The sequence below is a fragment of the Erwinia sp. JUb26 genome (genome assembly GCF_003751505.1).
In the GTDB taxonomy this organism is placed as follows: Bacteria; Pseudomonadota; Gammaproteobacteria; order Enterobacterales; family Enterobacteriaceae; genus Erwinia.
The window spans coordinates 293,763-304,907 of the sequence record NZ_RJVB01000003.1 but is presented as its reverse complement, the minus strand read 5'-3'; the positions used below and the strand labels follow the sequence as shown (position 1 = coordinate 304,907).

12 protein-coding genes and 3 tRNA genes are annotated in these 11,145 nt (G+C 52.2%); 5 read left to right on the top strand and 10 right to left on the bottom strand.

Features of this window, described 5'->3' with window-relative positions; all coding sequences use genetic code 11:
• Window positions 1-37 precede the first annotated feature (37 nt).
• Window positions 38-469, bottom strand: coding sequence for a MarR family winged helix-turn-helix transcriptional regulator (locus tag EC836_RS10095; protein ID WP_123332634.1), 432 nt, complete (start codon window positions 467-469; stop codon window positions 38-40).
• Window positions 470-596: 127 nt separating this feature from the next.
• On the opposite strand from EC836_RS10095, the gene EC836_RS10090 reads away from it, so the two are divergent.
• Both EC836_RS10090 and EC836_RS10085 read left to right on the top strand, forming a co-directional pair.
• Window positions 597-1,091, top strand: coding sequence for a GNAT family N-acetyltransferase (locus EC836_RS10090; RefSeq protein ID WP_233599226.1), 495 nt, complete (start codon window positions 597-599; stop codon window positions 1,089-1,091).
• A gap of 39 nt (window positions 1,092-1,130) precedes the next feature.
• A complete protein-coding gene (locus EC836_RS10085) occupies window positions 1,131-1,715 on the top strand; it encodes an RraA family protein (protein WP_123332630.1) in 585 nt (194 codons plus the stop codon).
• A gap of 173 nt (window positions 1,716-1,888) precedes the next feature.
• Here EC836_RS10085 and EC836_RS10080 read toward each other — a convergent pair whose 3' ends face one another.
• From EC836_RS10080 to uvrY, 7 genes are all read right to left on the bottom strand, one after another.
• A complete protein-coding gene (locus EC836_RS10080) occupies window positions 1,889-2,602 on the bottom strand; it encodes a YoaK family protein (RefSeq protein ID WP_123332628.1) in 714 nt (237 codons plus the stop codon).
• A gap of 209 nt (window positions 2,603-2,811) precedes the next feature.
• Window positions 2,812-2,897 (bottom strand) — tRNA-Leu (locus tag EC836_RS10075).
• Between the two features lie 13 nt (window positions 2,898-2,910).
• Window positions 2,911-2,984: transfer RNA gene (locus EC836_RS10070), tRNA-Cys, on the bottom strand.
• A gap of 42 nt (window positions 2,985-3,026) precedes the next feature.
• A tRNA-Gly gene (locus tag EC836_RS10065) sits at window positions 3,027-3,102 on the bottom strand.
• A gap of 173 nt (window positions 3,103-3,275) precedes the next feature.
• Window positions 3,276-3,824: a CDP-diacylglycerol--glycerol-3-phosphate 3-phosphatidyltransferase gene (gene pgsA / locus EC836_RS10060; protein WP_105593373.1), complete on the bottom strand. Its 549-nt coding sequence runs from the start codon at window positions 3,822-3,824 to the stop codon at window positions 3,276-3,278.
• A 71-nt stretch (window positions 3,825-3,895) separates the two neighbouring features.
• Window positions 3,896-5,722 (bottom strand): excinuclease ABC subunit UvrC, encoded by a 1,827-nt coding sequence (gene uvrC, locus EC836_RS10055; protein ID WP_123332627.1) that lies wholly within the window; start codon window positions 5,720-5,722, stop codon window positions 3,896-3,898.
• Between the two features lies 1 nt (window position 5,723).
• Window positions 5,724-6,380 carry a UvrY/SirA/GacA family response regulator transcription factor gene (gene uvrY / locus EC836_RS10050; protein ID WP_123332625.1) on the bottom strand — a complete coding sequence of 219 codons (657 nt, stop codon included), beginning with the start codon at window positions 6,378-6,380 and terminating at the stop codon, window positions 5,724-5,726.
• 525 nt (window positions 6,381-6,905) lie between these two features.
• On the opposite strand from uvrY, the gene EC836_RS10045 reads away from it, so the two are divergent.
• On the top strand, window positions 6,906-7,130 hold the full coding sequence (locus EC836_RS10045; RefSeq protein WP_123332623.1) for a DUF2594 family protein: 225 nt from the start codon (window positions 6,906-6,908) through the stop codon (window positions 7,128-7,130).
• A 142-nt stretch (window positions 7,131-7,272) separates the two neighbouring features.
• Window positions 7,273-7,611, top strand: a complete 339-nt coding sequence (locus tag EC836_RS10040; RefSeq protein WP_123332621.1) for a GlpM family protein — start codon at window positions 7,273-7,275, stop codon at window positions 7,609-7,611.
• Here EC836_RS10040 and EC836_RS10035 read toward each other — a convergent pair.
• Together EC836_RS10035 and sdiA are read right to left on the bottom strand one after the other, a co-directional pair.
• Entirely contained in the window at window positions 7,608-8,231 is a 624-nt protein-coding gene (locus EC836_RS10035; RefSeq protein WP_123332619.1) for an acyl-homoserine-lactone synthase, read from the bottom strand. The two genes, EC836_RS10040 and EC836_RS10035, sit on opposite strands and share 4 nt — an antisense overlap.
• 128 nt (window positions 8,232-8,359) lie before the next feature.
• Window positions 8,360-9,082: a transcriptional regulator SdiA gene (gene sdiA / locus EC836_RS10030; RefSeq protein WP_123332616.1), complete on the bottom strand. Its 723-nt coding sequence runs from the start codon at window positions 9,080-9,082 to the stop codon at window positions 8,360-8,362.
• Between the two features lie 641 nt (window positions 9,083-9,723).
• Here sdiA and cycA point away from each other — a divergent pair.
• Window positions 9,724-11,118, top strand: coding sequence for a D-serine/D-alanine/glycine transporter (gene cycA / locus EC836_RS10025; RefSeq protein ID WP_123332614.1), 1,395 nt, complete (start codon window positions 9,724-9,726; stop codon window positions 11,116-11,118).
• The last annotated feature ends 27 nt before the right edge of the window (window positions 11,119-11,145 follow it).

Here is an 11,145-nt window from a genome sequence, read left to right as displayed (position 1 = left end):
CGCGCGGCGCATAGGGATTCGGTTTATCGCGGCGCACTTAGTTGCCCTCGGTGGCAATCAGTAGCTGTTGTAGCACCCGCTGAGTAACCGCCAGCTCGTCTTTATCGACGTTTGCCAGCAGCTCATTGCGCAGCGCATCCGCTTCCACTTTCAGCCGCTGATACAGCGTTTCGCCCTGCGGGGTTACGTGCAGCAGTCGCTTGCGCCGATCTTCCTCCGGCTGTATGCGTTCCACCAGCTGCTGTTTGACCAGCCTGTCGATCAGCGGCACCACGCTGGCATCTTCCAGCCCCAGCGCCTGAGCCAGCTCTTTCTGACTGATGGGCGTTTCCTGAATCGCAATGGTGGCCACCGCCATCCAGCTGCTCATGCTCAGACCGTTATCTTTCATCCGCCGATCGATCGCCTGACGCCAGGCATGCGCCGTAAGATGCAGCAAACGGGAGAAGTTCAGTTCCTGGGAGTTCAATATATAGAGACCTGATGATTAGAGTTCTAACTAAATTACCTGGCAATTATAAACGCGCTCAGATAAAAATGGGAAGAGGATCGGAAAAAGTTTAGATAGTTCCTAAGCTTTCCGCCACAGAGTGGAAATGAAATCACGCGTCGGAGAGGATCAAATGGAGATTTTTGCCCTGCGTCAGCAGCCGGACAGAAGTGAGGAGATCGCCAGGCTGTTGTACAGCGAGTGGTCGGCACTGGCCAACTGGTCTTCGGTCGCAAAGATTAGTGAACGTCTGCTGCAGCGCAATCATGCAGATCGCCGCAGTTTTACCCTGCTCGCCTGCCACACCGACGGTAATCTGATGGGCACCGCCAGCGTCATTGAGTTCGAACTGGACGATAATCCGTCGCGCCGCTTCTGGCTGGGAGAGGTTTTCACGCCGGTTGCCTGGCGCGGCAAGGGCGTGGGATCGGCGCTGGTTAATTCCTGTATCAGCCATGCAAAAAGTAACCGTATGGATTGCCTGTGGCTTTATACACCGGACCAGCAGAATTTATATCAGCGGCTGGGCTGGCGCGAGGTTGAACAGCGCGAGGTCTCCGGCGAATGGGTGTCGGTGATGGTGCTGGACCTCGCGGCCTGACCGCGATGGATAACTTAACGACTCAGACAGGTAATGACGATGAGCTACGGTAAACGCGTTAACGCTTCCTTCGAACGCCCCGATCCGCAGGTGCTGGCCAGACTGGCGGTGTATGCCACGCCGGATTTATGCGACGTGGCCGGTATTTTCGACTGCATGACCAGCAGCATTAAGCCCTGGGTAGGGGCGGGAAAAATCGTAGGCCCGGCCCTGACCGTCAGAGTGCCGCCGGGCGAAGGCGGTATTATTCCCACCGCCATCGAACTGGCGCAGCCCGGTGATATCGTGATGATTGCCGGCAAAGGCAACACCGAAAGCGCCTACTGGGGCGATCAGCGCAGCAGCCTTGCCCTGAAGTACGGCGCGATTGGGGTGATTATTGACGGCGCGTTCCGCGATATCGACGACTGCGAGAAAATTGGCCTGCCGATCTTTGCCCGTGGCCTGACCTGCGGCGCTTCAGGAAAGTCCGGTATCGGTGAAATCAACGTACCAATCAGCTGCGGCGGCGTGGTGGTTTGCCCGGGAGATATCGTCTTTGCCGATCGTAACGGCGTTTGCGTTATTCCGCTGTACTATGCAGAGGAAGTCGCTGATATGCTGGAAAAACGCTTCCCGCGATAAATGGTGCAGCGTTTTAAAATCGATCCCTCCCCGGTGACCCGCCGGGCTAACGGGATGATTCCAGACGATTTCAAGCCTGGCTTGATCGGTGATTCCAGCAGGGTTCGACTCTGGATGGATCGGTAATTTCAGCCAGGCTCTATCGGGAATTTTAGCCAGGTAGCCGGCTTTATTCAGGCAGGCCGCTTTCTGAAAATCGTCGCCAGTGAAAGATAAACCAGCCCCACCCCAATAACGATCAGGAATACATAGCCAAACAGCTTAGACAGCCAGATCCCGGCGATCCCACCGACAAAAAACGCTAAAAGCGTTGATGAATGTAGCCCCAGCCTTTCCAGATAAAGCGGTGCGTCCTTCGGTGATTCTTTACGCCGGAAGACGTCAATCAGCATCGCTACCTCAATGCCAATATCCGTTGCCGTACCGGAAACGTGAGTGGTTCTGACCCTGGCGTTGGAGATCCGCGTCACGACCGCATTCTGCAGTCCCATCAAGAAGCTCAATGAAAATATCAGCAGCAGCCCGGGATAGGACGGATTGAACCACATCTCAACGATGCCCAGCGCGATCAGCGCCAGCGCTTCGACCAAAATATTCGCCGCAAATATCGTGCGTATTCCCCTTCTTCTCCCGGCATTGATAATGGTGGTGGAGAAGGCAGAACCGGCGATAAACAGCAGCAGCACCGCCAGGAACAAGGCTCCCGACTTTAGGTTGGCTTTTGCCAGATTATCCGACAGCGACGAAACGTTGCCGGTCATATTCGCCGAGAAAAACCCCACGATCTCAAAAGCCGCCGTATTCAGCGCACCCGCCACCGCGGCAAGCGTGCACGCCAGGCGACTGTCGGTATTGATGGTTCTGGCTTCATCGGTACTGATTAACATCTGTGGAGACTCATTCTCAGGCGGAGGAGCCGACATCATCGATCTAATTGTATCGGAGGACAAGTGGAGGTGGGCAGAAGAGAGCAGAATAATATTAGGAAAGGGTATCAGGAATACTGCGGGGCGGAAACAAAAAAACCGCCCTTGGGCGGTCACGACATTACTACATATTGCTTTGATTTTATTCGTTTTAATCGGTACTTCGAATATGGTGCCCGGAGTGGGACTTGAACCCACACAGCCATAAGCCGAGGGATTTTAAATCCCTTGTGTCTACCGATTTCACCATCCGGGCCTGGATGTAAGATTGGAGGCGCGTCCCGGAGTCGAACCGAGGTAGACGGATTTGCAATCCGTAGCATGGCCACTCTGCCAACGCGCCTTTATTCTTTTTTGTCTTCAGAGAAACTCTAACGACTAAAATTGGAGCGGGAAACGAGACTCGAACTCGCGACCCCGACCTTGGCAAGGTCGTGCTCTACCAACTGAGCTATTCCCGCTTAGCTATCAACTTTGCTGCTTTGTTTGAGTGAAACTCAGAAGCTGCTGATTTGCTTTATCTTCTGGCAGACCCTGCTGCCTTTCGATGCGTTGCATTCTACTGACATGGAGCAATGAGTCAATCAAATTATCCGTACAATGCGTCCGTTTGCTGCTTTTTAAGTCGCTTCGATCAACGTTCGAGCAAATCGCCGCGTGCAGCGCTCAAATATTGGAACATTGACCAGAAAGTCAGGACGGCAGCGATGTACAGCGCGGCAACGCCAATCCCTTCGACGATAGAGTTTGGACGCCAGAGCAGAGCAAACAGTGCCAGCATCTGCGCCGTGGTTTTCACTTTACCGATCCAGGATACGGCAACGCTGCTGCGTTTACCGATTTCTGCCATCCACTCGCGCAGCGCAGAAATAATGATCTCACGGGCGATCATGGTGGCCGCAGGCAGCGTGATCCACCAGGCGTGGAAGTATTCCGCCACCAGCACCAGCGCCATGGCAACCATCACCTTATCGGCAACCGGGTCGAGGAAGGCACCGAAACGGGTGGTTTGCTTCCAGCGACGGGCAAGAAACCCGTCAAACCAGTCTGTTACCGCAGCAACGACAAAGATCAGCGCACAAAGCAGCGGAGCCCATTCGAACGGCAGGTAAAACGCCAGCACGAAAAATGGAATTAAGACTACGCGAAACAGGGTCAGTAAGGTCGGGATATTAAATGGCATAATTATGCTAACTGTTTGGACAGAGTAGAATTTGTCTCTATGTTCCTACATTGCTACGGGTGTTGCAATGCTTAGTGTTTCAGCGCATAGAAGATTTTTTCGGCCAGTGCATGCGAAATTCCCGGTACTTTGGCAATCTCTTCCACTGAAGCATTTATCAGCGGTTGCAGGCCTCCCATGTACTTCAGCAGCATCTGACGACGTTTCGGGCCTATGCCTTCTATCGTTTCCAGCGCGCTGGTATTTTTCACTTTCGCCCGTTTATTTCGATGACCCGTAATTGCATGATTGTGAGAGTCATCACGAATATGCTGCAATACATGTAGCGCAGCGGAATCCGGCGGCAGAGAAAAACCCTCCCCCTCCGGTTCGAAAAACAGCGTTTCCAGCCCCGCCTTGCGATCGGTGCCTTTCGCAATGCCTAACAGTAAAGGATGCTGTTTATCCCAGCTGACGTCCAGCTCGGCGAAAACGCTTTTCGCCTGCGCCAGCTGTCCCTTACCGCCGTCGATCAAAATCACATCGGGGATTTTACTCTCTTCCAGCTCTTTACCATAACGGCGGCGCAGCACCTGATTCATCGCCGCGTAGTCATCCCCTGGCGTAATCCCGCTGATATTATAGCGTCGGTATTCACTGCGCACCGGACCATTGGCATCAAAGACGACGCAGGAAGCGACGGTCTGCTCCCCCATAGTGTGGCTGATGTCAAAACACTCCATGCGGTTGATTTCGGGCAGTTCCAGCACCTGCGCCAGCTCGGACAACCGCTGATGCACGGTGGAATGTTGCGCCAGTCGCGTTGCCAGCGCCGTGGCGGCATTGGTTCTCGCCAGCTTCAGGTAACGGGCGCGATCGCCGCGCGGTTTGCTTTGTATGCTCACCCTCCGCCCGGCAAGCTCGGTCAGGGAATCGGCCAGCAGATCTTTTTCCGGCAGGGTAAAATCCAGCAGGATATCGGAAGGAAGGGTTCGGGCCTGGCTGCCCTGTAAATAGAACTGCCCGACGAAGGTTTGAACCACTTCGGCCTGATCCGTTCCCGCCGGGACCTTCGGATAATAACTGCGGCTGCCCAGCACCTTGCCCTGACGGATAAACAGCACGTGCAGGCAGGCCAGGCCGCCATCGAAGGCCACGCCGATAACGTCCATATCGTCTCCCTGATTGGAAACGAACTGTTTTTCCGTAACGCGTCGCACCGCCTGAATTTGATCGCGCAGGCGCGCGGCCTCTTCAAAACGCAGTTCCATCGCCGCCGCTTCCATCCGGGTGACCAGTTGGTTGAGCACCTGATCGTCTTTACCGGAAAGAAACAGCCGCACGTAGTTAATCTGCTGCGCATATTCTTCTTCAGTCACCAGTCCGCTGACGCAGGGGCCTAAACAGCGACCAATCTGATACTGCAGGCACGGGCGCGTACGGTTGCGGTACACGCTGTTTTCACACTGGCGCACCGGAAAAACCTTCTGCAGCAGCGACAGCGTTTCCCGCACCGCGTAGCCATTGGGGAAAGGACCGAAGTACTCCCCTTTGGCGTGTTTGGCGCCGCGATGGCTGGCAAGCCGCGGATGCGTATCGGCGCTAAGAAAAATATAGGGATAGGATTTATCGTCGCGCAGCAGAACGTTATAGCGCGGCTGATAGAGCTTAATATAGTTGTGCTCAAGCAGCAGCGCTTCCGTCTCGGTGTGGGTCACGGTCACGTCAATCTGCTGGATCAACGCCACCAGCGCTTCGGTTTTTCGGCTGGCAAGGTTGCCGCGAAAATAGCTGGAGAGGCGCTTTTTCAGATCCTTAGCTTTGCCGACATAAATCACCGTCTCGCTGGCATCATACATTCGATAGACGCCAGGCTGACTGGTCACAGTTTTCAGGAAGGAACGAGCATCAAACGCCATACTACTCACTACTGATTAACGGTTCCGAATTAAACAGGCCATAACGGATGGCCAGATGGGTTAACTCGACGTCACCGCTGATATTAAGCTTGCTGAACATCCGATAGCGGTAGCTGTTGACCGTTTTCGGGCTAAGGTTCAGCTGTTCGGAAATCTCAGTCACTTTCTGACCTTTAGTAATCATCAGCATAATCTGCAGTTCGCGTTCTGACAAACAGCTGAACGGCGATTCGGCCTGCGGTTCGATCTGACTCAGTGCCATTTGCTGGGCAATATCCGACGCGATGTAGCGCTGTCCGGCATTGACTGAACGAATCGCGTTGACCACTTCCTGCGGCGCAGCCCCTTTGCTGAGGTAGCCTGCGGCACCGGCCTGCATCACTTTTGCCGGCAGCGGGCTTTCAGTGTAAATGGTCAGCATGATCACTTTAGCATCCGGCGTGTAGCGCACAATTTTACGCGTGGCCTCAAGGCCGCCGATACCGGGCATATTCATATCCATCAGCACCACGTCAACGTTGTTGCCGCGACACCATTTGACTGCATCCTCACCACAGTTGGCTTCACCGACTACCTGGATACCTTTGATATCGTCCAGTATGCGACGGATCCCTGTACGCACCAGTTCGTGGTCATCGACGAGAAAAACGCTTATCAAACGGAACTCCCTAAATGCCTGAGGCAGGTGACGATTAGCAATTATTGCAGGGTCGTTATTCTACTACTTTTTTTTCATTGGTAGAACATATTTAACACAGCGGCTAACCATTTAGTTTCTTAAATCATAATGCAAAATAAAAAAGAACGCTGTGGAAAATGACTAAATGAGCGATGTCGATAACAGGCGGAATAATGGCAATAAATAGTTACGAAAAAGAAAGACAAGAAAAACAATAATCATTATTTACATGGAGTTAGCGAAATAATCATCAATCTACGATTTGATTCGATAAATTTTACAGGCGGTCAGAGAGAACTGATGACTTAATTATGTTCAGTATTAAGCCAGAAGCCAGGCGGACTGCGTTACCGTTTCTCTTAACACTCTTAACCTGCATAGGGAGCACGAACGGAGAGTGCGCATCTGCTTTTTTTTACGCGTTGTATGATATACTTTTAACAATTTTTCGCGCCCTGTCCTGCGGCTCAGGAGCATGTTTTTTATCATTTATCAGGAGAGATCATGAGTCAGATTGACTTTTCAACCAGTGAAGACGTTAAGGCGTTAGCTAACGAAGTCACCTGCATGAAGGCGCTGGTTACGCTGATGCTGAAATCGATTGGTCAGGCCGACGCGGGCAAAGTGATCATCAATATGGAACGCTACATTGCGGGCTTAGAGGATGAGCAGCAGGCCGAAGTATTCAGTAATACCGTAAAGCAAATCAAATACGCTTTCCGTCAGTAGTACAGACCGGCACCGAAAGCCGGATGGATCTGTCCGGACCGGTGCCGGAGTCTTTATATTTACCCGCGCCGTTTACCCTGCGCCCGTAACCGAAGGTGTACTTCGCTCCCGGTGTAACAATTCATAACCAGTTGAAGAAATAATGGCCTTACTGATAAAAGCGATACTTGGCGCTGTGGTGGTTTTACTGATCGGGATACTCGCAAAAACACGTAATTACTATCTTGCCGGACTGATCCCGCTGTTCCCAACGTTTGCGCTGATCGCACACTATATCGTCGGCAGCGAGCGCGGAATGGAAGCGCTGCGCGCAACCATCCTGTTCGGCATGTGGGCGATTATTCCCTACTTCGTTTATCTGCTTTCGCTGTGGTATTTCATCAACATGATGCGCCTGGTGCCTGCATTGATGGCCGCGGTCGCCTGCTGGTCCGTGGCGGCCTGGCTGTTGATTACCCTGTGGTCGAAATGGCATGCCTAGCGGCCGCGCATCCCCCAACTGATGGAAACGCCCAGTGACGGCAGGACCTCTTCAGGCTTAAAGCGTCTGGAGCCGTGAAAACGGCTTGCCAGCTCGGGCTGTGACACCGGTATTTTTACGGCGAACAGATTGTCTTCCGACTGAATTACGCCCGGCGGCAGCGGCAGGTAGTTAACGTGATACTGGCCAAACATTTTCTCCAGCATCGGTGTGGCTGCGCTGAATAAATTGCCAATGCCGGACTGCTCGGCCAGCTGCAGTGCATGCCATAAAATATTCAACGGCAACTCGCTGTCAATTTCCAGACGCGCTGAAAAACGCGACATTTCCCAGATCGGGCCGCCGTTCAGGCTTTCACGCTCGGCGTCAGAAAGGTCGTTATTATCAGGACACTGCCATTTCATCAGCCGGGCGCAGCCGCAGATACCGTGCTGCGCATGCCAGGCAATCAGCCAGCAAACATCTGAGCGATCGAAGCGATCGTACTCCTGACCGGGGGTGCTAAGCCGTGACGGAATTGACCAGCCTTCTTCTCTGGCAAAAACGCTGTAACGATAGCTTCCCAACTCGGCCAGCAACGAGGAAGGCATATCCTTCAGTTTGGTCTGAATAATTTTCATTGATAAATCCCCGTCGCACTCCCGCACGAAAACCGCCCCAGGCGGGCCGCGCAGGGTTGTTACCCTTGCGAAGGGTAGACAACCCGTTAGTAATACGAAACTACCAAAATTAGTAGTTGCGTCTTTTGTCAGATCAAACCGATGGCGGCCGCGTAAGAAGCAATTTGCGTTTTGTTTGGCGCATTTAATCGTTTTTGCATGTTTTTCTGATGAAAATTAACCGTGTGCTGTGAAATAGAAAGTATCAGCGATATTTCAGCTGATGTTTTTCCTTCAGCGGTCCACTTGAGGATTTCACGCTCGCGGTCACTTAATTCCAGTTTTACTGACACCATTGAAATATCATTCAGGCGAGTGAGCGCCGCCAGAGACAGTTCCACCAGATACTGGAGTTTAAGCTCTAACTCGGTGGTTAATTTTACATTATTGAACGGATCTGATGAGGCGAATGATAATATTCCCGTTGCCCGGTTTTGGGCGATGGCAGAGGTTGAAATGCCGTGGTAAATCCCGTGTTGCCGGGCGGCCTGCATCATTACTGCGCCTTCACCAGCACTCTCATCGTCCCACACCCACAGGCTGCCCGGGAAATGACAATTCCTTAGTATCGGATCCACAGGAGAATAATTTTTCTGAAAATAAAAATTTATCCATTCTTCCGGCAAATTACAGTAATAAAAGGTCTTCGGCCGGGTAAATGGCACAGGATGCCTGATGAAAAGCACATAAAAATCGAATCCGAGACGCTTTGCGTGCTGCTCAATTAACAGGGTCACCCGATCAACCTCAGTTTGTTTACTGAAATCGAATTGAACTGCGTCTCGCCAGCTGAAATAAGTGTCAGCAGCCATTAATTCCCCAATGGAATGAAGGGATACGATGAGTTTTGATTTTAATTTTCATTGTCAATATTGCTGCGTAATTGGACATTAAATGTGACCAGGCTAAATGGTTTTTGTTGTAATGCTTACATGAGTAAATTAACGGATTGTTCGCTAATTTTTATTAAGTGTAGCTATTTTTTCACCGTAATAAGTCCATATTTACGCCAATCCATAACAATACCGTATGTTATTATCACTTGTGCGGTCTAAGCCCCCCTCTGCGACGGTCATTTAACCATCAAATATCACCAGCATCATAGGATTTATCTCATTCAGCATACAGTAACTTTACGCTTTTTTCCTTGGGATCTGCATCTTGTCTCATCCGCACCGTCACCAGTGATGATTTTTTAAGCGAATGAGGCAAAAATACTGCAATGTCATTGTTTTTTCTGCTTTAACCGTACGGTTTTGCGCTAAGCTCCCCGTTGAGTGTTGTCAACCAGAATCATTCGCTTCGATCGCCATCACTATTACCGAAAAGAATTACCCGTTTAACCGGTTATTACACTATCTTATGCCAGCTAATCATGGCAGGACCGAATGAAATAAAAGCCATCAGAGCTTTAACTCATTTACACAGGACAGAACACGACAGGAGAACCTTAATGGTTGATCAATCAAAAGAGGCAACGCTTTCAGAGGAAGGCCCGGATACGCTGCGGCGTAACCTGCACAACCGGCATATCCAGCTTATCGCCATCGGTGGCGCCATCGGCACCGGACTGTTTATGGGTTCCGGTAAAACCATCAGTCTGGCCGGGCCCTCGATCATCTTCGTTTATATGATCATCGGCTTTATGCTGTTTTTCGTTATGCGTGCCATGGGTGAGCTGCTGCTCTCCAATCTTGAGTACAAATCCTTTAGCGATTTCGCGGCGGACCTGCTTGGCCCGTGGGCGGGCTATTTTACCGGCTGGACTTACTGGTTCTGCTGGGTAGTAACGGGTATTGCAGATGTGGTGGCCATCAGCTCCTACTTCCAGCTATGGTTCCCCGATTTCTCCATCTGGATGAGCGCCCTGCTGTGCATCGTCGTCTTCTTATCGCTTAACGTTGCCACCGTTAAGCTGTTTGGTGAAATGGAGTTCTGGTTCGCCATTATTAAGATCGTTGCCATCGTTGCGCTGATTGCTACCGGTATCGTGCTGGTTGCCATGCACTATCCTTCGCCGGGCGGCGGCACCGCGTCCCTGAGCAATATCTGGGATCACGGCGGTATGTTCCCGAAAGGGCTGAGCGGCTTCTTCGCCGGCTTCCAGATTGCCGTATTCGCCTTCGTGGGTATCGAGCTGGTGGGCACCGCAGCGGCGGAAACTCACGACCCGAAAAAAGTGCTGCCGCGCGCCATTAACGCGATCCCGCTGCGCATCATTATGTTCTATGTGCTGGCGCTGATGGTGATCATGGCGGTGACGCCGTGGAATCAGGTGGTCGCTGACCGCAGTCCGTTTGTTGAAATGTTTGTGCTGATTGGTCTGCCGGCAGCGGCAAGTATCGTTAACTTCGTGGTACTGACCTCGGCGGCATCATCCGCCAACAGCGGCATCTTTTCCACCAGCCGTATGCTATACGGCCTGTCGCAGCAGGGCGTGGCGCATCGCCGTTTCGGTGTGCTTTCAAGCCGTGCGGTACCGACGACCGGCCTGTTCTTCTCCTGCTTATGCCTGCTGGGCGGCGTGGCGCTGATTTATCTGATCCCGAACGTCATGACGGTGTTTACCCTGGTCACCACGGTATCCGCCATTCTGTTTATGTTCGTCTGGACGATTATTCTGTGCTCGTACCTCGCCTACCGTAAAAAGCACCCGCAGCGCCACGCGGAATCGAGCTATAAAATGCCGCTGGGCAAATTCATGTGCTGGGTATGCATGGCGTTCTTCGCCTTCGTACTGGTGCTATTAACGCTGGAAGAGGATACCCGTCAGGCACTGATGGTGACGCCGCTGTGGTTCCTGATGCTGGCCGTGGGCTGGTTCCTGCGCAGCCGTAAAAAAGCTTAAGCCCTACCGAACGGGGCAGTCCATCGT